The organism is Agaribacter marinus, from assembly GCF_030160655.1.
In the GTDB taxonomy this organism is placed as follows: Bacteria; Pseudomonadota; Gammaproteobacteria; order Enterobacterales; family Alteromonadaceae; genus Glaciecola; species Glaciecola marina.
In genome coordinates this window covers 124,107-147,962 of record NZ_BSOT01000006.1, presented here as the reverse complement: position 1 = coordinate 147,962, position 23,856 = coordinate 124,107, and the positions used below count along the sequence as shown (strand labels likewise).

Here is a 23,856-nt window from a genome sequence, read left to right as displayed (position 1 = left end):
CAAGGGAGTGTGAAGCAAGTGTGAAATATTTAAAACGTGACCTTTGCGCAAATACTTACGCCACTCTTAGTCAAAGAAAAACGCCACGTTAAGCGCTCGCATATTTGCCTAACGATATCGAGCCCTAAACCAAAATGATTCTCATCAATGTCTTCAAGTGGCGATTGCTGCGTATTGTGAATAGATAACAAGGTACTGTTTAATGAAATTTTGATGGAATTAACTTCACCATGCTCCAATGCATTTCTAAGCAAATTCCCGACAAGAATTCTAAACATGATGCGCTGACAATTTAGTACGATCCCGTTTTCAATGTCCAGTTCAACATAAGACATGTTCCAAGCAGGGTGCTCTTCAAGTCCTTGAATAATATCTCTGCATTCTTCGGTGGCTTCCGTAATTTCGTTGTCTAAGTGTTTTTCCCGGCCCAAATACAAAATGCCGTACACGTTGGCTTCTAGCTCATCACAGGCACGTTTAAGCTTCGCGAGTTGATTGTCATTTTCATGCTCACCATTTTTGTTTGCGCGCATTTGCATTAGATCCAACGTACTGCGAATAACTGTAATAGGTGTGCGAAGTTCGTGGCTTATGTTGCGAGTCGTATTTTGTTCACGGCGGAGAAATTCAGCTTGTCGCTGACTCAGTTCGTCTAATGAACGCGCAAGTATGCCCAAGTCCCCCTTGTTATACGTTTTGGCAAACTGGCTCGGTTCTGAAGAAAAGTCCCAGGTGTTTACACTGTCTATTAAAGCGTTTAGAGGATGTAAATAGTGACGGCGAAGTAACCAGATAAAGAAGAAGCTCAATACCATCGCCGCGAGTGTATAACTACCAATGAACCCCAAGGTTTTATCTCGCATAAAATTAACATCATCAGGCTCAAAAATGCGCGACACAAAATAGTGTCGCCCGATGTTTTGAATGTCGACAATGTATACTTGCAGCTCCGTTTGTTCGCCGCTGCCAAAGGGATCTACTTCATCTAAATCGTGATAACCCACAGATAAATCTTCAGCAATCGTTGATAGAGTACTCGGCATTTCGTCAGTCGATAAATAGACACTGAACGACGGATTTCTTGGCGTGACGACGCTTGAATCTTGCGCCTTAGCAAGCAAATACTCTTTCGCTTGCATGGTTAAAAATGCGGAATGAACACTTTCTTGACCAGAATAGAAGCTCATCAACAAATAAAATAAACCAACTAGCAATTGAAGGCTAAAAAAAAGTAGTAAACCGAGCGTAATCGAACGGCGCAACGATGACTTTCTGTTGGGAATCACGGTTATTCAACTACCAAGCGAAAACCAAGTCCGTGAACCGTTTCAATGGCGTCATGTGTCGTCGCTTCACGTATCGCCTTTCTTAATGCAAAAATATGGCTACGCAAAGCATCACTTGCCGGGGGTAATTCGCCCCACAGGCTTCGTTCAAGGGCCTGTCGACTCACTAGGTTTGGGTAATTAAGGGCGAGTTGTTTAAATATATTGAAGCCAGTTTGCGTCGTTTTAATTGCTTCATCTCGATGAAATAGCTGCAAGCGAGAAAACTCTATTCGCCATTGGCCAACCAATAAACGGTTAGTCACATTGCCGTATGCACGCCTTGCTAAAGCAGAAATACGCAATTCAACTTCTTGAAGGTCAAAAGGCTTAGTTAAATAGTCATCGCCGCCAAAGGTAAAGCCTTCAACCTTATCTTCAAGGGTATCTCTAGCGGTCATGAATAAAATAGGAATAGACAAGTTAAGTTCGTTACGCACCTTTCTGGCCAGCGTAAAGCCATCCATACCAGGTAACATCACATCTAGACACAACACATCGTACTGATTAATTGACAATAGTTGATGCGCCCGATTACCCGAATGAATTGCATCTACCTCGTGCCCGCAGTCCTCCAAAAAGTTAACCAAGTTTTCTGCTATATCTCGATTATCCTCTACGACCAATATAGACAAAGATTGCATTCGTCGGTTTCCTTCCGCTACTTAATGATGAATTATTTTCAAGCCAGATTACCTAAGAATTTGGCCGAGTACATCATTAATCTTATCTTCTGATGTGTGAAACATTCGTGAAAGCATGGGACATAAGAGAGTTTCATTGCCGTGCGCTAGTAGGGTAAATCCATACTAAAGGGCAATGACATGGGCTTTTCAGCTTTTTTCGGATTTCCAATCATTTCAAAAGAATGTACTTCGAGTGTTTCAATATGTATAGACGCATTTTGTAAGCTAGCAAATAAGAATTTTGTCAATTTACTTCCCTATTAACATAATTTTCATTGTTTAAATTACGCGTATCATAGAAAAATAGATTCGACACATACCATATTCAAGTCAAAGCATCACTTGAACCTGTTCTTCAACGCTGCGTTTAAATTGAATTTATTGAAATTTATGGAGTCGACAATATGTATACTGTAGAGTCATGAAGTGCATAGCTAGAGTAATCTAACGGAGAGTGAATATGTCTGAGCAACCAAGTCAATTAGCACAAATGAAGCCGTATCTAATTGCTGCGGGGGCGTTAACTATCATGCTACTCGTTATTCTCTTTTGGCCAACCACATCAGAACAACCATCAGCACCTGTTGAATTGCCAGTATCTACGCAAACAGACTCAGTAGTTTCGGCAGACACTATTTCAGACGATAACGTGGAATCGTCTGACACATTTGAGCCTTTACCTGACATGAAGGAAGTTGTTATCGGGGAAAACCAAAAAGACGAAACAACCACTGCCCCTCCCGTGATTGAAGAAATACCGGAACCAGTAACAAAGCCTGAAATTGACGTAAGTGATGCCGTCGTCAAAACCATGCTTGCGCAAGTGACCGACTCGCCAGCATTTGTGCGTTTGCTAGTTAATGATGCGCTCATTCAAAAATTTGTGATTAACGTGAGTAATCTAGCAAATGCTGAAGCATCGCCTAAGGATGCTCTCGTTGTTCCACCTCAACAATCTTTCAGGGTATATACACAAGCAGATCGCCAATGGATAGACCCTGCTAGTTTTCAGCGTTACACTCCATATGTAGATGTGCTTGAAAGTCTCGATACTGATGAACTCATCAAATTATTTGAACAATACAAACCCGTTATTGAAGAACGTTATGCAGAGATTTCTAGACCAGGAGCAAGCTTTGATGATGCGTTAATTGATGCACTCGATACCTTATTAAATACCCCACAAGTGCCAGTGCCCATTGAAGTGTATACAGATAGTGTAATGTATAAATTTAAGGATGAACGCATCGAAGCACTTAGTGCTCCACAAAAACAAATGCTTCGAATGGGACCAGACAACATCCGTCGATTAAAAGAAGTACTACGTGATTTGAAGGCCGAACTACAGTAGATATTTACGCCTGTTTTTTACTTCTTTTGATTTGTGAGTAATTTTGCCCTAATGTGGCACTACAAATAGTGCTAAATGCTCACATGGTTCGGCAGGTTTCTACACTCATGAATAAAATAAAAATAACGACAAAATATACTAAACGCTGTATTGCATTTTTTCTACTCGCCTTGCTCACAACTCACTCTGCATATGCCGCTACTTACATATATGTCAGTAAACTTATCACTAGTACTAACTCTCGTGTTACCGAAGATAAAACCGTGATTGTTGAAGGCAATAAAATTGTTGAAATTCAAGATGGTATACGCAAGGGCAATGAAGCGGATACATTCATTGATTTAAGCGACTATACCTTAATGCCCGGCTTAATGGATATGCACGTGCATTTAACCTTTCAACATGAAGGCACTGCCGGCTACCTAAAGCGATTTACAAACAATGAAGCTGACTACGCCATTCAAGCGGTAAATTATGCGAAAAAAACCTTGCTAGCGGGTTTCACAACCGTGAGAAACCTTGGTGACTCCTATAATGAGACCGTTGCCCTTAGAAACGCGATTACCCGAGGTGTTGTTGATGGCCCTCGCATTTATACCTCTGCAAAGTCTATCGCAACGACAGGTGGTCATGCCGACCCTACCAATGGCATGCACAAACACTTAATGGGCGCACCAACACCACAAGATGGCGTAATTAATGGCGTTGCGGAAGCAAGGGAAGCGGTACGTCAACGATATAAAGATGGTGCAGATCTCATTAAGATAACAGCCACAGGCGGCGTGCTCTCTGTTGCGAAAAGTGGACAGAATCCGCAATTTATGACCGATGAATTAGAGGCTGTTGTCCAAACCGCTAAAGATTATGGCATGACGGTTGCGGTGCATGCGCATGGAAAAGAAGGCATGAAGCGCGCGATTTTAGCTGGCGTCGATAGCATTGAACATGGCACCTACATGGATCAGGAAATCATTAAATTAATGCGTAAACATGACGTATATTACGTGCCGACCATCTTGGCTGGGAATTTCGTTGCTGAAAAAGCCAAAATAGACGGATACTTTCCTGACATAGTGCGCCCTAAAGCAGCCACTATCGGCCCACTCATTCAACAAACGTTTGCAAGAGCCCATGAAGATGGCGTGTTAATTGCGTTTGGCACAGATTCTGGCGTATCGGCGCATGGCGACAATGGTCAGGAGTTTGCGTTAATGGTTGAAGCCGGTATGTCCGAAATGGATGCTATTCTATCGGCAACCATCAATGCCGCAAAGTTACTTAAAGTACAGGATACATTGGGCACTATTGAGGAAGGCAAATTTGCCGATTTAGTTGCAGTAAAAGGTGACCCAACAAATGACATTACTTTGCTTCAAAATATCGACTTTATCATGAAAGACGGAAAGGTTTATAAACAACAGTAGAGCGTGAAGCGCTTAGGTATTTGAGTGTCGATAAAAGCACGCACTAAAAGAATAATACATTCAAAACATATGCTTACCAGTATTGGTATAGCATCTTTTTTAGAATCTATCATTGTACCTATACCACTTGAAGCGATTCTTGTTCCGCTAATGCAAGCCCGTCGTGAAAAGTTATGGTTAATTGCGGCAATAACGACTCTCGGTTGTATGCTAGGTGCGTTAGTCGGATATGCTGTTGGCTACTTTTTATTTGATGTACTGCGTGAATTTGTGATGACACATCTGACAACCGACGCACAATTCTCTATGTTTCAGGACATGATGAAAAACGATGGCTTTTGGTTTGTGTTTTCCACAGGTGTTACGCCAATCCCTCTGCAAATAGCGATGTTAGCCGCGGGAGTAACAAGCTATTCATTGTTCTTATATATGCTGGCAGTCACAAGTAGTCGTTTTATTCGTTATTTTGGCATAGCGTTATTGGTAAAGTTGTTTGGAAACAAAACCGAAAAAATTATCAGAAAGTATAAATGGCAAGCGATTGCGACCAGCATCGCAATCATCAGTATAATTATTACCTTAAAGTATACAGTATTCGCGAGTCACTAAAATGTGTCGCTCATACTGAGAAAATGTAAACAAACGGAGACAAAAATGAACAGATTAGTGCGTGGTAGCCTTTATATCAGTGTTTTTAGTGGGCTGCTTTTGTCGTCAAGTTTTAGTATGGCAAATGTAGCAGACAAACTGAAAGTAGCAATAGCATCAGATGTGCGCTCACAAGCAGAGGTTGATCGTGACAAGAACAGAAAACCGGCGCAGACCTTAGCATTTTTTGGTCTCGAAGATGATATGAGTGTTGTCGAATTAATTCCTGGTGGCGGTTGGTATACAAAGCTGCTCGTGCCGATTCTTGCCGAAAAAGGCAGTTATGCAGCAGCCATTGGTACGTCTAGAATAGAAAAGAATTTGTCTACCTTACCGGGCTTTGAGCGCATGACTATTACAGCACAAGACGCAGAATTATGGCGTGAGGATGGCGCTCGTTTTTACTCGCTAAAAATTGATTCTTTAGGCGTAGAAAATGCCGATATGGTATTAACGTTTAGAAACTATCACAACTTTGGTGATCAAGGTCGTGAAGCAATGAATAAAGCGGCGTTTGAAGCACTAAAGCCAGGTGGTATATACGGAGTTATTGATCATACCGCCAGACATATGGAGCCGATGACCCCGAGTAATAGACGCCGCTTTGACCCAGTGAAAGCAATTAAAGAAATTCAAGATGCAGGTTTTGTATTAGTCGATTATTCAAGTTTGCATCATAGGGAAGATGATGAACTTGAGTACGAAGTGGGTGCAAGAAGCGTTTCTGGCAATACCGACCGCTGGACACTGAAGTTTATGAAACCTGAATAACTACTTTCAGTTTGTTCAATTTCCAAAACACAAAAAAGACGAATCGAATGCGACATTTGATTCGTCTTTTTCAGTAGCGTACAACAAATAAGTTTAGCGTCGACCGCTTAGGCACAACCCTTTTTAATCAAAAACTTATAGGGTATTGATTGGGTATCACTGCGCAATAGTTGGTGTTCCATAAAACGACAAAAACTTGGAATGTCTCGGGTAGTGGCAGGATCGTCCGCCACAATACATAAGGTTTCGCCGTCTTTCATCTTGCGCACTTCTAAACGTACCATCATCACTGGTTCAGGACACCGCAAACCTAATGCATCCAACTCGCGATCCGCGCTTTCAAAACTACGTTCGTTAGACATTTACGAAAGACTAAATACCAAACTGCGAGCGATATTCATCAATCGATTCGATGGCACCCGCCGCATCTTGATGCGTGCGTAAATACGCAACTAAGTCGTCTAAGGTCACAATGGAAAACACTTTAGTAGAAAAGTCTCGCTCCACCTCTTGCACGGCTGATAGCTCACCTTTACCGCGTTCTTGTCGGTCAAGCGCAATTAACACACCAGCTAAATTGGCGTTGTTTGCACTAATGATATCCATAGACTCACGAATAGCAGTACCCGCAGTAATAACGTCATCGACTAGCAATACTTGGCCTTCCAGCGGGCTACCCACTAAGTTGCCGCCTTCACCGTGAGTTTTTGCTTCTTTACGGTTAAAACAATAAGGTACATCTTCCCCAAAGCTATTTGCTAGCGCAATACCAGCCGCGCAAGCAATCGGAATACCTTTATATGCAGGACCAAATAATACGTCGTATTCAATCCCTTCTGCTTGAATAGCAGACGCAAAAAAGCGACCCAGTTTGGCTAAATCACCACCACTATTAAATAAACCCGCATTAAAAAAATACGGACTTACGCGCCCAGATTTAAGGGTGAATTCACCAAAACGTAATACTTTTCGCCTGATAGCAAATTCAATAAACTCTCTTTTGTAGTCTTGCATAATAGGCTCTCACTAGTGTTTTATAAGATAATCAATTCAAAGAATTATCTAACTCAGCGCAGTACGTTGAATGTCGAATAATTCATTAATGCCTGTTTTTGCAAGCCCTAACATTTCGTTTAGCTCGTCAAACGAAAACGCTTCCCCCTCCGCTGTTCCCTGCACTTCTATCAGTTTACCTGTGTCTGTCATGATGACATTCATGTCAGTTTCGGCCTCTGAATCTTCCAAGTATTCTAAATCCGCAATGGGTGTTCCCCGAAAAATGCCAACCGAAATAGCGGCAATCATACATTTCAGCGGATTATTTTTAATTATGCCTTTTGTACGCATATGTGAAAGCGCATCAACCAGCGCTACACATGCACCAGTAATCGAGGCAGTCCGTGTGCCACCATCTGCTTGAATCACGTCACAGTCGACTACAATTGTGTTTTCGCCTAGCATTTTAAGGTCGACAGCTGCACGCAAAGATCGTGCGATTAAACGCTGAATTTCAAGCGTTCGCCCGCCTTGTTTACCTCTAGCGGCTTCGCGATCAGAGCGCGTGTGAGTAGCGCGAGGCAGCATACTATATTCTGCTGTGATCCAGCCTTTTCCTTGCCCCTTCATGAAACGAGGAACGCCCTCATTGACACTCGCATTACACAAGACTTTGGTATTGCCGAATTCAATTAATACAGAACCTTCTGCATGAATTGTATAATTGCGGGTGATGCTAACTGGACGTATTTGGCTCGCGGTGCGGCTACTTGGACGCATTAAATTGGCTCCTTGTTTAATTAAGATTAATTATAGCGAATAGAGAAGTAGTTTAAAATGAGCAAATCCAACAAACTTGAGGTAAAATAGCATACTTAACATTGTTTACTTTTTATTAACTTAATCAACTATTTATTGGGAAGACATTATGATTTGCAGCATGACCGGATTTGCACGCAGAGAGCTAAAAGCGGATTGGGGAACAGCTGTGTGGGAAATCAGATCTGTTAACCAACGATATTTAGAAATGTTCTTCCGTTTACCCGAACAATTCCGCGGCTTAGAACCTATGTTACGCGAGCGCTTTCGTCAAAAATTACAACGAGGTAAAGTTGAATGTTCATTGCGTTTTAGCGCAAACGAAGCCAACGCCACCGGCGTGACAATAAACGAAGCCCTTGCGGCACAAATCATCGACGCAGCAAATTGGGTAGCCAATAATGGTGCCAGTGGTGAAGTTAATCCTGTAGACATACTGCGTTGGCCAGGTGTTACCTCTGCCGAAGAGGCTGATATCGATGCTATACAGCAAGCGATGATGGCGAGCTTTAACGATACACTCGACGATTTCATTAACGCGCGGGCCAGTGAAGGCGCTAACATGGCGGCGCTTATCGACCAACGCATGTCGTCAATTTTGATTGAAGCAGAAAAAGTAGAACAGCAAATGCCAACGGTACTTGAATGGCAAAAAGAACGTATTCAGAACAAATTTAAAGACGCCAACATTGAATTAGAAGACGGTCGCGTAGAACAAGAAATGGTGCTACTGGCACAAAAATCCGACGTTGCCGAAGAACTTGACCGCTTAAAATCACATGTTAGCGAAACGCAAAAAATCCTCAAAAAAGGCGGCGCCATTGGCAGACGTTTAGACTTTATGATGCAAGAGTTTAACCGCGAGGCCAATACTCTAGGCTCGAAATCAATTAACGCCGAAATCACCCAATCGGCGGTTGAGTTGAAGGTGTTGATTGAGCAGATGCGCGAGCAGATCCAGAATATAGAATAGAGGTTTATTAACCTTTACATAGGGTTATAAACCGTCATTTACCGTCATGGTGCTATCAAATAGTGCCTTGACGGTAACTCTAAACCTTCTTGGCCTTTATTAACCTTCAGTTCCCTTCGATTTCTAAATCAGAAAAACGAGTCATATGGCGAGTCAGCCATTTTTCATTTTGCTAATCCATATTCTAGTAAACTTTTTCAAAAATAAAAAAACTAGTTTTCTAATAATTAATAATACTTATTTGCCTGATCTGTTTAAAGATTATGCCCATACCATTAAGCTTTTACCCAAATTCACTTTTCAGTTATTCTCAAGGAATCAATGACTAAAAAGGAACTTTATGAATCAAGCTGGCATATATGAGCAACTAATCACCCAATTGGTTGAACAAGAGTTAGATAGAGACACTTTTTATGTTGGTGAACGTTCATTAGAGAATGGGGAAGCCGCGATGTGGCTGTCTCGGTTTTTAACTCGAATTATTGAAATCGCGATGGATTCTATACCGAGTGGTGACAATAGAGTCTGTGAACAAATCAATTTGGCCAACAAAGTCATTGCGTGGCTCAGTACCCATATCAGTGATCATGAATTAATTTCTGAAAACTTGATTGATACTCAAGGAAAGATTCTCACAGCGCTGCTAGATAAACAAAACCCCATATCATCTGACCTACCGAAATATATCGACGGTATAATGCCTTTAACTGGGCTGACACAAAGTGAACTTTTCTGTGGTAGCAATGTTGGTATTTCATTGGAGACAGAGTTAAAACGTGAGATTCAGTCTTCTGATAAAATTTATTGGTTAGTTTCTTTTATCAAATGGGCTGGCATACGAATCTTCAAAAAGGAATTGGAACAATTTGCTCGCAGCGGAAAACAACTAAAAGTTATAACGACTTCTTACATGGGAGTGACTGACGCCAAAGCAGTTGAGTTTTTGGCATCCTTACCTAATACGGAAGTAAAACTTAGCTACAACACTAACAGAGAGCGTCTACACGCCAAATCTTACCTATTCATACGCGATACCAAATTTAATACTGGTTATATAGGTTCTTCTAACTTATCTCACTCGGCATTAACTAATGGTTTAGAGTGGAATTTAAAAATAACTTCACAAGAAATTCCACACATAATTGAAAAGTCACTAAGTATCTTTGAAACATATTGGGAATCATCAGACTTTGAAATATTTAATGGCAAAACGGAAAGTAAGCAAAAATTAACCAATGCCTTACAAGAAGCAAAAGGCACATTTGACACATCCACTCCGAGCTTTTATTTTGATATACAACCACACTCACACCAGCGAGCTATTTTAGATAAGTTAAAGGTAGAAAGAGAGCTGCATGGTAGATATAGAAATCTTGTAGTTGCAGCAACAGGTACAGGAAAAACAATAATTTCAGCTTTCGATTTCGCTGATTATTACGCCAAGAAACCTGAAGCAAATTTCTTATTTCTTGCTCATCGAGAAGAAATCCTTAAACAAGCAAGAAGTGCATATCGTGGAGTTATTAAAAACAGTCAATTTGGTGAGTTATTGGTCAGTCAAAATAAACCTAACGCATACAATCAACTATTTGCTTCAATTCAGAGCTTAAACAACCAACTACCTAACCTTCAGTTAACTGAAGATTATTTTGACTACATAGTCATTGATGAAGTTCACCATATTGCTGCAAATAGCTATAGAGCAATACTAGAGCATTTTAATCCCAAGATATTAGTTGGGCTGACAGCCACTCCTGAAAGACACGATGGAGCTGATATTCTTAAAGATTTTTGCAACGTTATCGCTGCTGAAATCAGATTACCTGAAGCGATTAATCAACGTCATTTATCTCCATTCCAATACTTTGCCGTAAACGACGAAACAGATTTGACAAATGTATCTTGGTCTAACGGTAGATACGATATTGCAGAGCTGACTAAACTCTATACCTATAATGACCAAAGAGTATTTAGAATTTTTCAAAGCTTAGAAGAAATAGTTACTGATATATCGCAAATGCGAGCGTTGGCTTTTTGTGTCAGTAAAGATCATGCGAACTTTATGGCTCAGAAATTCACATTAAATAATATCGCTTGCGGTGTTTTGACTAGCGACAATACAAAAGAGCGAGATATACAGCAGCAGCGTTTGAGATCAAAAGAGATTAATGTATTGTTCGTTGTTGATATATTTAATGAGGGCGTAGACATACCTGAGTTAGATACCTTGTTGTTTTTGAGGCCAACGGAGAGCTTAACTATTTTTCTTCAGCAATTAGGACGAGGATTGAGGTTAACTGGAGATAAAGAATGCTGCACTATAATTGATTTTGTTGGTAACTCTCGCCCAGAGTATGACTTTTCTCATAAATTCAGAGCACTTGTAGGTAAAACCAGCCAATCCATTTCTAAAGAAGTTAAGCAAGGCTTCCCCCATTTACCTTTAGGGTGCCGAATTGAGTTGCAAGAAAAAACTCAACAAATGATCCTCAAGAACATTTCACAAGCAACTCTGAATAAAAACAAATTAATGAGTCTAATCTTAAACTACCCACATGTTACTGAGTTACCTTTAACTTTACGCAACTTCCTGCATATATATCCCTATATATCGATAGAAGACATATACAAGGTAAAAGTAGGTAAATTTGGAGGATGGAACACTTTAATTGCGACAAGCAATGAGGAAGAAATAAACGAAGAAGATAAAGCTATTTATGCGGCTTACTATCGTGCAATCAATAATCGTCTATTGAGCTGTACTTCATTAAATTACCTCACATTCATTAAGGCACTTTGTGAAAGCAGTTTGGAATTACCAAACTTAGAAAATATTGAATCCGTGCCTGCGAGGCACAATAATTTATTCGGCACAATGTGCCACTATGACTTTTGGGATAAAACAGGCGCTCAAGCAGACTTTGACTCGATTGTTAGTAGTTTAGCCTCTCTAAATCACAGTAAACTAAAAAGTGAGTTATCAGATGTTATATCACTGCTTATTGAACGCCTTGAGTTTAAGGAGTTTGATATGCCTTCTGTTGGAAACTCTATAATCGATACTTCTGTTTTGAAAATGCATGTTCGCTACCCCAAGGAACATATATTGATAGCTTTTGGAGATAGTACTTTTGCTAAAAAATCATCAAGTAGAGAAGGTGTGCTAAATATTGCAGATGCCAATACAGAGCTTTTATTTGTAACTTTAGATAAGTGTGAAAAACAGTTTTCTGCAACAACCATGTATCATGATTACGCAATTAGCCCAACATTATTCCATTGGCAAACTCAAAATAGTGCTAAACCGACTTCAGGTAGAGGCTTAGGCTATATAAAACAAAAAGAAAATAAGAAAACATTCCTCTTATTTGTACGTGAGCAAGCCAAAGATGCAAATGGCAGAACAATGGGGTTTGTAAACTTTGGCCCTGTTGATTTCGTTAAACATGAAGGTAGTCAACCTATGAATATTACATGGAAGTTAAAGCATCCCATGCCAGCATATTTGTGGCATGAGACGGCTAGGTTGGCTGTTGGTTAGATTAAAGATGTGCTCTTTTAGACATCTGTAACGGTCTACTTTTTCCGGACACCTTATCAGAGGTACACTACCCCCAACTAATGAGGTAAATATGAGCCGTAAAATGACATCACACAAAATTGACAAGAGCGTTGCAGTGATCACTTGAACTGCACCTTAGACCATTACACGTTCGAAAAAAGTTTAAGAACTTACCGAGTTATCAAGAACGACTATTTGGCGCTTAGAGCGCGAAGGAAAATTTCCTGCACAATACCGTTAACTGCTAGTAATGTCGGTTGACGGTTAACTGATGTGCAAAAGTGGATTATAAAAAAATAGCCAAATTACATTTTTTTGCGGATAAATACGATAACAAACAACACTTTTATGCGCATTAAAATGTATTATCAAAGCATTTAATTGCGCATTTAGATGAGTTTTCATATACTCATTGGTAAGTGGATTTTTTAAACGTGGCTATGTAATGGAACGGTTACTACTTCAAAAGCTTATTGCTTGGAAAGATAAAAAGGCTCGTAAGCCTATTCTTCTTGATGGCGCGAGACAAACAGGTAAGTCGTACTTACTTGAAAAGCTATTTGGCGCTCAATTCGAGCAAGTTATTCGTTTAGATTTTTTAGAGCAGCCTTCGTTAGCAAATCTTTTTAATGACTCGTTAAAGCCGCAAGAAATTCTGGATAATATAGAGCTTGAGCTTAATGTAAGCATTCAGCGCGATAACGCATTAATTATTTTTGATGAAATTGGAGAGTGCCAAGCCGCAATTAGTTCTTTAAAGTTTTTTTCAGAACAATGCCCTGAGATGTTTGTTTGTGCATCAGGCTCTAACATTGGTTTGTTAGGTTCGTTTCCCGTTGGCAAAGTAGAATTGCTAGAACTCTATCCGCTTACTTTCGAAGAGTTTTTACTAGCTTCAAATAAAGCACCTCTGATTAAATCGTTTCAGCAAAACAAAATGACATCTGTTGCACATGATAAGTTGTTTGGTTTGTTGCTCGATTATTATTATGTTGGAGGCATGCCTGAGGCAGTTAACGCGTGGTTTGAGGCAGAAGAATCAACTGGAATTTTCGAAAGGACACAAATAGTTAATCAAATTCACAAAGCTTTAATTGCTGGTTATGAGCGTGACTTTGGCAAGTATTCAGACAAAGTTTCAGCGCAACATATTCAAGCTATATTTCATAATATACCTATTCAGCTCTCACAAAACATTGATGACTCAGTAAAGCGGTTTAAGTTTAAAGATGTTATTCAGAAGAAAACAAGGTATCAAGAATTATCAGGGCCAATTAATTGGTTGGACAAGTGTAAATTATTATCGAAATGCCAACCTATCGATACTCAGCCAAGTTCGCCATTACCCGCATTAGCTAAGGAAAATATCTTCAAGCTTTTCCTTTTCGATATTGGGTTACTAGGAAATATGCTCGGGCTTGCATACAAAGAGCACAAAGATCAAGGATTCAACTATAAAGGCTACATAGCCGAAAACTTTGTGCAAAATGAGCTGATAGCCAAATATGGTAGCCCAACCTATTCTTGGGAGTATGCTCGAAGTGAAATTGAATTTTTATTCAAGCATGAATCAGGAAGTATTTTCCCGATTGAAGTCAAAAGCAGTAAGCGAACAAGGGCAAAATCACTCGATGTATATGTTCAACGTTACCAACCCAAAAAGACAATTAAATTGATAGGTTCACAAGGCTCAGCAGATAACCCAAATGCTTTAGTATTACCACTATACTATGTAAGTAAAATTGAGCAGTTCATCAATACTCATGACTAATATGTAAAAGTGGTTTATTGAATTGTTCTGTATCGCTGTAATTCATTTGCTAAAATGTTAAATTAAAATACGTTTCCGGTTTTAAGTTATCTCGATCTTTTTTGTGTTTAGAACTAACTTAAAACCAAATGGTGACATCAAGCTAAATCACCCTGTCCAAACCCAGCTTAATTAACTCAAATTAATGGTTTTTATTTTCTCCGACCAAATCAGTTTACAAATTTCCTTAATAAAACAATCGTTAAGTGGTGGGCAGTGCAATGTCTAAGGAGTGGTTTGCTACTTTGGAATTTCCTACTTAAAACCTCAGTTTTGGCAAGCTTTACGGATTGAGTCGTTGTGAGCAAGTACTTAAATAGCTCAAAGCGAATGGATAATGCCTATGTCATCCGTTGAAAATAAAGTACAGCTATGAGGTTTTCTTCAAAAACCTTTCTATTGCTTACTCCTCTTCAAACGATAAATCCATCATCCATTCGTAGCTACTTTCTAACCACTTTGATGCCGGTTTATCTTTCAACCAAGTACCAAAACCATGACCTCCGTCATTGTACAAATAGATACCGGTACTTACGCCAGCGGTATGGAATTGATTAAAAATACCGGTAAACACCGTAGCATCGATTAACTGATCGTTAGCAGCAGCGATAAACAAGGTAGGTGGCGTATGTTTATCTGGTTTGGGCAATATAAGATCTGTCCCCGGATAAACAGGTATGAGGAAATTAGGCCTATTTTGCATATTTGCTTCATTCATTACACCAAACAAAATGACGCCACCGCCAGAAAAGCCCATAAAACCAATTTTATTTGGGCTCACGCCAAGACTCTTTGCGTTGTTTCTGACATAGCTAACGGCACTTAATCCATCTTGGACGGCATAAGGTAATATTTTCTGCGTTTTTTTTATTCGAGCATTGTTATCTGTGCTAGCTATATGTGCCAACTCTGCAATGCCATCTTCGCCCGTTGGCACAAGCCGATACTTCAGAATAAATGCGGTTATACCTTGTTCGTTCAACCATTTAGCCACACTATAGCCTTCGTGTTGCATGCTCAGCGCATAAATACCGCCGCCAGGTGAAAGAATAACGGAAATATCCTTGCGATTCTTTTCAGGCGCTTTGAATACAACTAGTTCAGGCCTAGCAACATTTGTAATTGCCAGACCACCCCACGCCTCAGAAAAGAATTCACGTTCTTTTGTATCCCATTCAACACCTTCAGTATCTTTATGCGGCAGCTCAATGATTGCTTGTGAAAATACAGAAAAACTAGTCAAATTCACCAATATAAAAACAATGCCAAATAGAATGGGGCGTTTTTCTGAGTATACCTTTTGAGTTTGATGCATGAATACACTTAGTATTAGATTCGATATGCACATACGCTATCGTAATATTCATAGCGTTACTACCATTAGTTGCTAGGGTTAGTGGGTGGCAATAGTTATTTGAGGCAGTTAATGGCAATGGCTACTCATGAGGCACATCAACATGGAGCGTGGACCCCTTTAAAAATAACATTCAACGCTTTCTTAACGACATTTGAAAGCGTTGAAGCAATATATGGCGCATCAGCTAAGGCGCCTTTATACCCGTTCTGATTACCCGGCTATACCTTTGCTTTGCGAATTATTTATACGCTCACCTATCCAATTATCAACAGAAAAACGCCCGCCACCTTGTATGCTGAGCGCGATAGTCGCAGCCAACAACACCAACGCGAATTCATAACCGTTATTTGACATAAACAAGCCGTTACTAATATGTACACTAAAAATAGCAACGATCATTGTAAATGCACTAATAAGCGCAGCCGGACGCGTAAGTAAACCAACCACTAATGCCAAACCACCAAAAAACTCTGCGGACCCAGCCAATAAAGCCATTAAAAATCCAGGCACAAGCCCAATACTTGCCATCCATTGCCCTGTACCTTCAAGTCCATAACCACCAAACCAACCAAATAATTTTTGTGCACCGTGCGCAGCAAGTACAATGCCCAATGGGACCCTTAGCGCAAGAGAACCAAGATTCTTGTTAGATGCAATTAACTTTAAGATAGTTTGCTTATTCATAATATGTCTCCGATAAATTGTGTAGTAAATCTGATTATCTAGTCGTTCTAATCAGCTTGCATATAAGACTACTACCAGCTAATTTATAGATAAATAGATATATTATTGAATAATTACCAACAATACGTTGATAATTTTTATTATCTAACAAGTGAATCAACGTTATACGGACAGAATATATGGACAGAATAACCACAATGAATGCTTTTGTTACCGTTGCAAACGAGGGTAGTTTCACTAAAGCTGCTGAAAAGTTAGATATCTCAAATCAGCTAGTAAGCAAATACGTTTCTCATTTAGAGGAGCTCTTAAATACTCGACTTTTTAACAGGACAACCCGTAAAGTTCACTTAACCGAAGCAGGGGAGCAATGCTTTCAGCATGCACAACACATACTAGAAAGCATGAATGATATGGAAGGCTATTTCGGACAATTGACTCAAGAAGCGCAAGGAATACTAAATATTAATGCGCCGGTATCATTTTCTACACTGCATTTAGCACAATTATTGGCTGACTTTAAACTTAAATACCCAGCAATTACCGTAAATTTGCAACTCAACGATCGAAAAATCGACGTAATAGAAGAGGGTTTTGATCTTGCGCTACGTATCGGTAGCTTAAAAAACTCCTCCATGATTGCAAAAAAGCTCGCATCTGTTCGCTTAGTACTATGTGCCTCACCAGACTATATTAACAAACATGGAAAACCTAATTCACCCGAAGAGCTAATACCAGAGCATTATCTTAGGTATAGCCATATGGAAAGCCATCAAAATGACTCACCATTATTAAACATTCTAACGCAAAAGAAATACAGACAAGGGGCTAATTTTGTATCAAATAATGGCGAAGTATTGACTGCTGCTGCAGTTGCTGGACAAGGTTACGTATATCAACCAACATTCATTGCAGGTGAAGCACTTAAACAGGGTAAACTTCAGATTATATTGCCTGAATTTGAACCCAACCCCGTTGGTTTATATGCCGTATATCCGCACCGAAAATTACTCGCAAGTAAGTTACGTGTATTTTTAGCATTTTTTGATGATTATTATGGAAGCCCACCATACTGGGACCATTTTAACACTTAAGGACACAATGCAGATAAATATCCGTACTTTTGTATTCAAGCATTATTTGCTCAAGTCGATACTATCTATGAGATAAACGCTCGTAAAATAAAAACACGCTTACTCTTTATAATCATTGATAATTTTGTATTATATGGTGAAATACACCAAGGCTTGATATTGCTTCCCAAGCTAAGCCGAGTACCTTACATCCTAACGCAGAGTAATACCTTGGAAATACACGTAGACAATACTTCCGTCGTACAGTTGATACAATTGTCATTAGTACCCGTTTTTTTGTTAGTCGCAATTGGTCAAATGTTAAATGTAGTAACGGGTCGATTAGCGCGCGTTATAGACCGCGCACGCTATTATGAAGAACAGCGTTTTTTGGGCACTATTGTTGAATTTAACCAGCGACAATGTAAGGAACTAAATGCACTTCGACGACGTATGCGATTTGCTAATTGGGCAATTAACTTCCTAACGGGCGCGGCTATTTTTGTTTGCTTAACCGTCATTCTATTATTGTTGAATGGTATTGTTTCTGTGCCTCTAGATTCAATTATTCTCTTTCTTTACATGTTTACAATGAGTGCAATTTTTGGTGGTTTGATATGCTTCTTTATTGAAGTCGGTATTGCCAGCGCAACACTCCGAATACCAGAAACTAATTACTGCGAGTAAGGCTTTGTGTCAAGGCAATACTGCGCAGCTTGTGGCTTTCCAGAAAAAGTTTGCCTTTGCCATTCAATTTCTAAAATCTACCATTGCCCCAAAATTTCGATTTTGCAACATCCAAAAGAAACGGGGCATAGTAAAAATACAGCTAAACTCATTGGGTTAGTAATCCCCAATGCAACAATTTATGTAGGCCATTTACCTGCTGACTTTGATAATGCGCAAAAACACACAAATGCCCTAAATACGACCTTAATCTACCCATCGGCGTTAAGTACGCCTATTGAGTCAGCATCGACAATATTAAAACATGTTGAAGGAAGCAAAGATAAGGCATTGAAGGCATTAACCTTGGCGCATGAACACCTGATTCTATTAGATGGCAGTTGGCGGCAAGCGTATGCGCTTTGGCAGTCGAACCCATGGTTACATGGTTTACAGGCACACCATTTCGATACGCCACCAAATAGACAATATGACATTCGTAGATCAAAGAAAAACCATCAATTGTCTACACTCGAAGCACTTGCGTACTCGCTAGACGTGCTTTATAAAATAGATCCTAGGCCGTTGCAAAACGCACTCGCTGGATTAAAAAGTCATTGGCTAACGTACAGTAAGCCCTAAAAGATAACGAAAATTCAGGGGCGGCAGACAGCGTATAATTCGTGTCGATTGACGGGTTTTGTTAAATAGTCATCCATACCCGCCTCTCTGCAGTTGTCTTCGTACCCCTTAAGCGCATGCGCGGTAAGTGCCACTATTGTAGTTCTGGGTATCTTGTGCGCCACCTCATATTCACGAATAACTCGAGTAGCTTCAATGCCATCCATAATTGGCATCAAAAGATCCATTAAAATGATGTATGGCCTATCAGCTTTATGCATATCAACCGCTTCAGCACCATTATTTGCATATTGCACATCCGCACCGCAATCCAACAACATCTCACCCACAATCGTCTGATTGATCTCATTATCGTCAACCACCAAAATATTCTTATTCTTGAGATCAGGTTTGTCTACCTTAGTAACCAAGTTAGCACTTAGATGAATTTTATCAATAACAGTGACAGGCACTGACAAGGTAAACGCGCTGCCTTTATCTACAATACTCTTAACGGATAAATCTCCGCCCATCAATTGCGCTAATTTTTTCGAAATACTTAAACCGAGTCCAGTTCCTTGCGCAATGAATTGTTTATTAAAGTTCACTTGTTCGAAACTACTAAAGATACGCTCATGATCATCAGAAGAAATGCCAATCCCCGTATCCGTCACCGTAAACTTTAGGGTTCCTTGGTCAGAGTCTGCATTACTTGCATCGTAAACAAGCGCTAGGTATATGCATCCTTTTTCAGTAAATTTAATGGCATTGCCAATTAAATTGAAGAGTACTTGCTTAATTCGTAGCGCATCGGATTTGACCACATCTGGAATGTAATTCGGGTGATGCAATTTAAACTTTAACTTTTTACGCGCGATTTCTAGTGTAAACGTCGACATCGTCTGCTGCACCAGCATCTTTAAGTCAAATGGCGACGTTTCAATATGCAATTTCCCACTTTCGATTTTTGATAAATCGAGAATGTCATTCAAAATGTGTAGTAAACCACCGGCCGATGATTTGATCATATTTGCATATTGAGACTGTTTTTCGCTAAGCGAAGTACCCGCCAGCAAATCAGCCGCGCCAATAACACCATTCATTGGCGTGCGAATTTCATGGCTCATGTTAGCTAAAAACTCTGATTTTGCTTTTGTCGCTTGTTCCGCTTTAAATCGTTGTTCTTGCAAGCGTTGCTGATGCAATTCACTTTCCGTCACATCCAATACCGTACCAACTAAGCGAATAACGTTATTATTGGCGTCTTTTACACTAGTCACATTACACGTTAAATACGTTGTACTACCTTTGATTGACACTGTGTACCGTAGGCTCCATGATGCCCCGGTTTGCACACACTCATTCACTAACGCTTCCAGTTGCACCTTGTCTTGGACATTGAGTAAATCCAACCAATTGCTAAGTTTGTTATTAAATCGATTTTCTTCAATGCCATGATGCACATGCATCGCGGCGTCCCAATAAAGGCCACTTGTTTGTAAATCGTATTCCCAAATACCAATGCGGGTGGCATTGGTTGCGACATCCATGCGTTCATTAAAACGCTTGAGGCTAGCTTGTGAACTTGCTAGTTGCTCCTGTTTCACACGCAATAGCCGGTTTGAATAAAGCATGAATATTACAACACCAGAAAGAATCGATAGTACAAACACAATGTACAGCAGTTCTTGCAGGAATAGATCAAAGATACTGGCTGGCTTATCGAGGATAATATGGCCTTCAGGCAGTTTGTTTATAGGTAGTCGTTGTAAATTGAGCGCTCGAAAATTAAAAACATAGTTATGAATATTTGCGCTATTCGTTTCTGGCAAATACCCATTGGTGACTAGTCGAATCTGATCTGAAATAAAAGCGGCAGACGCTGCGGAAGAAAGAACGTACCCTCCCACAACATTGTCAACTATCAACGAATCGTAGGGCACGAATATCGGTTGATTGGCAATGCGTGAAATGCGTTTAAGGGTCTGTGTAGGATTATTCACAGAGTTTACGCCCTCAGCAAACGTCGGAGGAATGATAAGTGGCGTACTTTGATCTAAACGCGACAGTAAATTTATCGTTTGAGCAGTGTTAATAAACGGTAAGAACTCTACGTCGACTTTCGTATTACCTAATTGGGCAAGAATGTTTTTTTCCTGCTGGGTAGTATTTACCGCAGTCAATACAAATATCTTACTACGCTTAGTGAGTTCGCCTGCACTTTCAACTAATACATCATATCTGGGATACAAAGGAATATTATGTATAAGGGGAGACGACGGTTCAGTTGATGAAAACAATCGCTCAAGAATAAATTTGTGGCTGTTAGCTAGCACCAAATGGTCAAAGTCAAATACCGAGGCTGCTTGCGCAGTATTAAAGAGAATTACGTCAAGGTTAATATCTGTGTACTTTTCCAAAATTAAGCGACGCATTGCATTCGTATACTCAGAAGATCCAAAGCGTTTTAAATCTAAATGTTCGACGAAAATAGCCGGATCATCTAGCTTAGCATTTAACTGCTCTATTAAATTTGATTCGAAACTTTGATAAACAGTGTCGTCGTTACCGAGGTGATAAATGATAAGAATATTCTCTGATTTTGCTTGTGCCGCTATTGATATTGATATCAATAGACTGACGGCAAAGAAAATCTCGAATAAATAACGCATCTGTTAATTACGGCTTTTATGGTCACTAACGTTAACAACCAAGTTATCAAATTATAAGAAATTAGCATTATTTATTTTGATTATTATTAACCTAAATCAATTTCAGCTAATTTAATGCCATAATGTTCCGCAATAATTGGCTTAACAATCACGATATCATCGGTTTCATCATTTAAATCTATATACTGAGCAGTGATGGCTTGCATACTCGCAGTAGAAAAGAATACTTTCACTTTAGGTTTTAGTGGTTTTGCTCGGTTAGTCTCAGTCACTAACGCAATTTTTTTGTTAGACAATGCGACTAAACAACCGACTGGGTATATCCCAAGAGAGCGCACAAACTTTAGCGCCAACTTTTGATCGTATCCAAAGTCTTTGTTACATATGATCCTAAGTGCCGATGCCGGTGAACGCTTTTTCTGGAAGGGTCTATTTGACGTCATTGCGTCATAGCAATCTACGATGGCTAACATTCTAGCGTATTTATGAATTTGCTCTCCCTCCAAACCATAAGGATAGCCGGTACCGTCTAAGCGCTCATGATGTTGCTCTATCGCTAAGCGCTGCTCATTGTCCATCGCTAGCGGGGCAGTTAAGTCTAGTGAATGTTGCACATGAGATTGGATAGTGACTAAATCATCTATTGTTGGGCGATCCAGTTTATGCGTGATCTCATGCGGAATTTTCACCATGCCAATGTCATATAAATACCCGACAATTGATAGACGCTTGCAGTCACTTTCTGACATGCCCAATTGAAGCGCAAAATAGCAAAGTAAAATAGAGACATGCATTGCATGATTCGCAAAGTAATCCCCCTTGGTTCTTACCATACTGACGCACAATAAAGCGTTTGGGTCTCTTATTAAACTAGCATAGACGTCGTTCACTATGTCTAAGGCTTGAGTAATGTCGATCGACAAACTTTTTTCTGCACGCAATTTATGTAAGTTGTATAGGTCTTTGCAGTCAATGACTAGTTGCTCCGCAAACTGAAACTCTTCAGCGCGCGAACTTGGTATTACACTTATACTATTTTGCGGTGCATCATCACTTAACTCGAATGCAGCATTTACCGGTTGATTGCGCGTGATATTGAGTGTTTTCTTACTTAATGCGTGTTTACGATTATTTAAGGCCTGAATCGTTTCTTTAGTAACTTGCTTGGTTCTTTCAATAACGACAGTTTGCACGCCGCATGCAATCAATTGATCAATAATGGCTGGGTGCTTTACCTTTCCCCTACTTTTTACTGAAAGTTTACCTGTTTGATCGCCAATCTTATGCACCATCATGCCAGGCCTAAGTTCACTAATTGGAATTGTCAAAAAAGTATTATGTGTCATTGATAACTAAGAATGCGTCAAACGTATTTATTTATCGGCAGCGAAGGAAAATGCTTGTGAACTTAGCCTCAGTTTTACAAAAAAAAAGCCGCTGAACAATCAGCGGCTTCAACTATTGATACAAGCGTGTTATCACACGAGGAGTATCTTTTAGTGAATAACAGAAAGTAAACGTTTGTCGGTCACTAATTGACGCACACCATGCGATTTTTTCTCGTCAAACTCATTGCTCTCACACCATTTTGCGATCGAATTAATATCAAGCTTCGCACACTGAGGACGCACTGACCATGTCACCTGCAATGGAGAGCACTTCTGCGCTGCATCGTATGATGGACCAGTAGTAGATCCTAAAAATTCAACCGGTGCACCAGTCGTCGTTGGGATCATTTTCGCTTGATGGTAACCATCAATCATATTGCCATCATAATCCATATCATTGAAATCCATTGCAGACGAATCATTTACCAAGGTGAATACTTGAGTTTCTACACGTAGATTAGGGTTCGCACAAGTGTCAGATAAACAACTACCTAAACCAGCGCCCGGTTTTACGTCACATGATGAATGTACCCAATGCATCTCAATCGTATCACCTGGTTCCAAACCACCACATACCTTCCCTTTAACAGGTTTTAGCTCGGCTGCAGACAGTTCTTTACTAATGCCACACATATAGCCACCACCATAACCCTTGTCTCCTTCACCAGCGTAGATAGAAAAGTCTTTTGCCTTATGTTCAGCGTTGTTATGAAAATGAATATTACATAAATTCATTTGCTCTGACGGCGGTGCGATACTGAAAATTCGTTTGTTGGTTCCCTCAAGCGAATCAATGTCTCGGGGCGTTTGAGGCCCATAACCTTCACATACATTTGCTACAGACGCGAAACTCAAAACAGATAGCACACTCGCTAACGCAACTTTTCTCATTATTTATCCTCAAGTAATTACAATTTCATTTACAATTGTTGTTTAAATTCCTTTACGGCTTATTCAGAAGATAGTTCAGCTCTGTATATATTCATTTTACCGAATTACGCTAGAATCTATACAAAAACTGTATAATACA

Annotated in this window: 21 protein-coding genes and 1 pseudogene; 11 read left to right on the top strand and 11 right to left on the bottom strand. The window is 39.9% G+C overall.

Annotated features, from left to right (window positions below):
• Positions 1-29: 29 nt before the first annotated feature.
• The 3 genes from QQK00_RS11540 to QQK00_RS11530 all read right to left on the bottom strand — a co-directional run bounded on the left by QQK00_RS11540 (position 30) and on the right by QQK00_RS11530 (position 2,259).
• Entirely contained in the window at positions 30-1,286 is a 1,257-nt protein-coding gene (locus QQK00_RS11540; protein ID WP_284217731.1) for a sensor histidine kinase, read from the bottom strand.
• A 2-nt stretch (positions 1,287-1,288) separates the two neighbouring features.
• Positions 1,289-1,969 carry a response regulator transcription factor gene (locus tag QQK00_RS11535; RefSeq protein WP_284217730.1) on the bottom strand — a complete coding sequence of 227 codons (681 nt, stop codon included), beginning with the start codon at positions 1,967-1,969 and terminating at the stop codon, positions 1,289-1,291.
• A gap of 146 nt (positions 1,970-2,115) precedes the next feature.
• Positions 2,116-2,259 carry a hypothetical protein gene (locus QQK00_RS11530; RefSeq protein WP_284217729.1) on the bottom strand — a complete coding sequence of 48 codons (144 nt, stop codon included), beginning with the start codon at positions 2,257-2,259 and terminating at the stop codon, positions 2,116-2,118.
• A gap of 212 nt (positions 2,260-2,471) precedes the next feature.
• Here QQK00_RS11530 and QQK00_RS11525 point away from each other — a divergent pair, with 212 nt between their 5' ends.
• The 4 genes from QQK00_RS11525 (at position 2,472) to QQK00_RS11510 (ending at position 6,205) form a co-directional block, all read left to right on the top strand.
• Positions 2,472-3,362, top strand: coding sequence for a DUF3014 domain-containing protein (locus tag QQK00_RS11525; RefSeq protein ID WP_284217728.1), 891 nt, complete (start codon positions 2,472-2,474; stop codon positions 3,360-3,362).
• Between the two features lie 107 nt (positions 3,363-3,469).
• Positions 3,470-4,786 carry a metal-dependent hydrolase family protein gene (locus QQK00_RS11520; protein ID WP_284217726.1) on the top strand — a complete coding sequence of 439 codons (1,317 nt, stop codon included), beginning with the start codon at positions 3,470-3,472 and terminating at the stop codon, positions 4,784-4,786.
• Between the two features lie 24 nt (positions 4,787-4,810).
• Positions 4,811-5,395: a YqaA family protein gene (locus QQK00_RS11515; RefSeq protein ID WP_284217725.1), complete on the top strand. Its 585-nt coding sequence runs from the start codon at positions 4,811-4,813 to the stop codon at positions 5,393-5,395.
• Positions 5,396-5,440: 45 nt separating this feature from the next.
• Complete coding sequence (locus QQK00_RS11510) at positions 5,441-6,205, top strand: class I SAM-dependent methyltransferase (protein ID WP_284217724.1); 765 nt, start codon at positions 5,441-5,443, stop codon at positions 6,203-6,205.
• A gap of 107 nt (positions 6,206-6,312) precedes the next feature.
• On the opposite strand, the gene tusA is transcribed toward QQK00_RS11510, so the two are convergent.
• From tusA to rph, 3 genes are read right to left on the bottom strand one after another with little or no spacing between them, the layout of a single operon-like run.
• Positions 6,313-6,567 carry a sulfurtransferase TusA gene (tusA, locus tag QQK00_RS11505; protein WP_284217723.1) on the bottom strand — a complete coding sequence of 85 codons (255 nt, stop codon included), beginning with the start codon at positions 6,565-6,567 and terminating at the stop codon, positions 6,313-6,315.
• Between the two features lie 10 nt (positions 6,568-6,577).
• Positions 6,578-7,219, bottom strand: coding sequence for an orotate phosphoribosyltransferase (gene pyrE, locus QQK00_RS11500; RefSeq protein WP_284217722.1), 642 nt, complete (start codon positions 7,217-7,219; stop codon positions 6,578-6,580).
• A 48-nt stretch (positions 7,220-7,267) separates the two neighbouring features.
• Positions 7,268-7,981 carry a ribonuclease PH gene (gene rph / locus QQK00_RS11495; protein WP_284217721.1) on the bottom strand — a complete coding sequence of 238 codons (714 nt, stop codon included), beginning with the start codon at positions 7,979-7,981 and terminating at the stop codon, positions 7,268-7,270.
• Between the two features lie 148 nt (positions 7,982-8,129).
• Between rph and QQK00_RS11490 the strand changes: the two genes are divergently transcribed.
• From QQK00_RS11490 to QQK00_RS11480, 4 genes and pseudogenes are all read left to right on the top strand, one after another.
• The gene (locus tag QQK00_RS11490) at positions 8,130-8,993 is read left to right on the top strand and encodes a YicC/YloC family endoribonuclease (RefSeq protein ID WP_284217720.1); all 864 of its coding nucleotides are present in this window, start codon (positions 8,130-8,132) and stop codon (positions 8,991-8,993) included.
• Positions 8,994-9,333: 340 nt separating this feature from the next.
• A complete protein-coding gene (locus tag QQK00_RS11485) occupies positions 9,334-12,534 on the top strand; it encodes a DUF3427 domain-containing protein (protein WP_284217719.1) in 3,201 nt (1,066 codons plus the stop codon).
• Between the two features lie 193 nt (positions 12,535-12,727).
• Positions 12,728-12,796: pseudogene (locus QQK00_RS20520) on the top strand (hypothetical protein); the annotation flags it as partial.
• A 204-nt stretch (positions 12,797-13,000) separates the two neighbouring features.
• Complete coding sequence (locus QQK00_RS11480) at positions 13,001-14,326, top strand: ATP-binding protein (RefSeq protein ID WP_284217718.1); 1,326 nt, start codon at positions 13,001-13,003, stop codon at positions 14,324-14,326.
• 442 nt (positions 14,327-14,768) lie between these two features.
• Here QQK00_RS11480 and QQK00_RS11475 read toward each other — a convergent pair whose 3' ends face one another.
• On the bottom strand, positions 14,769-15,680 hold the full coding sequence (locus QQK00_RS11475) for an alpha/beta hydrolase (RefSeq protein ID WP_284217717.1): 912 nt from the start codon (positions 15,678-15,680) through the stop codon (positions 14,769-14,771).
• Positions 15,681-15,932: 252 nt separating this feature from the next.
• A complete protein-coding gene (locus tag QQK00_RS11470) occupies positions 15,933-16,406 on the bottom strand; it encodes a DoxX family protein (RefSeq protein ID WP_284217716.1) in 474 nt (157 codons plus the stop codon).
• A gap of 179 nt (positions 16,407-16,585) precedes the next feature.
• Here QQK00_RS11470 and QQK00_RS11465 point away from each other — a divergent pair, with 179 nt between their 5' ends.
• The 3 genes from QQK00_RS11465 to QQK00_RS11455 all read left to right on the top strand — a co-directional run bounded on the left by QQK00_RS11465 (position 16,586) and on the right by QQK00_RS11455 (position 18,787).
• Positions 16,586-17,500, top strand: a complete 915-nt coding sequence (locus QQK00_RS11465; RefSeq protein WP_284217715.1) for a LysR family transcriptional regulator — start codon at positions 16,586-16,588, stop codon at positions 17,498-17,500.
• Between the two features lie 159 nt (positions 17,501-17,659).
• On the top strand, positions 17,660-18,166 hold the full coding sequence (locus QQK00_RS11460) for a DUF2721 domain-containing protein (RefSeq protein WP_284217714.1): 507 nt from the start codon (positions 17,660-17,662) through the stop codon (positions 18,164-18,166).
• Between the two features lie 6 nt (positions 18,167-18,172).
• A complete protein-coding gene (locus tag QQK00_RS11455; protein ID WP_284217713.1) occupies positions 18,173-18,787 on the top strand; it encodes a tRNA-uridine aminocarboxypropyltransferase in 615 nt (204 codons plus the stop codon).
• A 14-nt stretch (positions 18,788-18,801) separates the two neighbouring features.
• Here QQK00_RS11455 and QQK00_RS11450 read toward each other — a convergent pair whose 3' ends face one another.
• From QQK00_RS11450 to QQK00_RS11440, 3 genes are all read right to left on the bottom strand, one after another.
• A complete protein-coding gene (locus QQK00_RS11450) occupies positions 18,802-21,438 on the bottom strand; it encodes an ATP-binding protein (protein WP_284217712.1) in 2,637 nt (878 codons plus the stop codon).
• Positions 21,439-21,524: 86 nt separating this feature from the next.
• Positions 21,525-22,784, bottom strand: coding sequence for a cyclic di-GMP phosphodiesterase (locus tag QQK00_RS11445; protein ID WP_284217711.1), 1,260 nt, complete (start codon positions 22,782-22,784; stop codon positions 21,525-21,527).
• A 150-nt stretch (positions 22,785-22,934) separates the two neighbouring features.
• On the bottom strand, positions 22,935-23,717 hold the full coding sequence (locus tag QQK00_RS11440) for a delta-class carbonic anhydrase (RefSeq protein WP_284217710.1): 783 nt from the start codon (positions 23,715-23,717) through the stop codon (positions 22,935-22,937).
• Positions 23,718-23,856 lie beyond the last annotated feature (139 nt).

Bases quoted from the DNA above. Each gene is read 5' to 3' on its own strand.
- QQK00_RS11450 (WP_284217712.1), bottom strand. From the start codon at position 21,438: ATGCGTTATTTATTCGAGATTTTCTTTGCCGTCAGTCTATTGATATCA.
- QQK00_RS11465 (WP_284217715.1), top strand. From the start codon at position 16,586: ATGGACAGAATAACCACAATGAATGCTTTTGTTACCGTTGCAAACGAG.
- rph (WP_284217721.1), bottom strand. From the start codon at position 7,981: ATGCGTCCAAGTAGCCGCACCGCGAGCCAAATACGTCCAGTTAGCATC.
- QQK00_RS11475 (WP_284217717.1), bottom strand. From the start codon at position 15,680: ATGCATCAAACTCAAAAGGTATACTCAGAAAAACGCCCCATTCTATTT.
- QQK00_RS11525 (WP_284217728.1), top strand. From the start codon at position 2,472: ATGTCTGAGCAACCAAGTCAATTAGCACAAATGAAGCCGTATCTAATT.
- tusA (WP_284217723.1), bottom strand. From the start codon at position 6,567: ATGTCTAACGAACGTAGTTTTGAAAGCGCGGATCGCGAGTTGGATGCA.
- QQK00_RS11535 (WP_284217730.1), bottom strand. From the start codon at position 1,969: ATGCAATCTTTGTCTATATTGGTCGTAGAGGATAATCGAGATATAGCA.
- pyrE (WP_284217722.1), bottom strand. From the start codon at position 7,219: ATGCAAGACTACAAAAGAGAGTTTATTGAATTTGCTATCAGGCGAAAA.
- QQK00_RS11510 (WP_284217724.1), top strand. From the start codon at position 5,441: ATGAACAGATTAGTGCGTGGTAGCCTTTATATCAGTGTTTTTAGTGGG.
- QQK00_RS11470 (WP_284217716.1), bottom strand. From the start codon at position 16,406: ATGAATAAGCAAACTATCTTAAAGTTAATTGCATCTAACAAGAATCTT.
- QQK00_RS11440 (WP_284217710.1), bottom strand. From the start codon at position 23,717: ATGAGAAAAGTTGCGTTAGCGAGTGTGCTATCTGTTTTGAGTTTCGCG.
- QQK00_RS11520 (WP_284217726.1), top strand. From the start codon at position 3,470: ATGAATAAAATAAAAATAACGACAAAATATACTAAACGCTGTATTGCA.
- QQK00_RS11480 (WP_284217718.1), top strand. From the start codon at position 13,001: ATGGAACGGTTACTACTTCAAAAGCTTATTGCTTGGAAAGATAAAAAG.
- QQK00_RS11485 (WP_284217719.1), top strand. From the start codon at position 9,334: ATGAATCAAGCTGGCATATATGAGCAACTAATCACCCAATTGGTTGAA.
- QQK00_RS11445 (WP_284217711.1), bottom strand. From the start codon at position 22,784: ATGACACATAATACTTTTTTGACAATTCCAATTAGTGAACTTAGGCCT.
- QQK00_RS11490 (WP_284217720.1), top strand. From the start codon at position 8,130: ATGATTTGCAGCATGACCGGATTTGCACGCAGAGAGCTAAAAGCGGAT.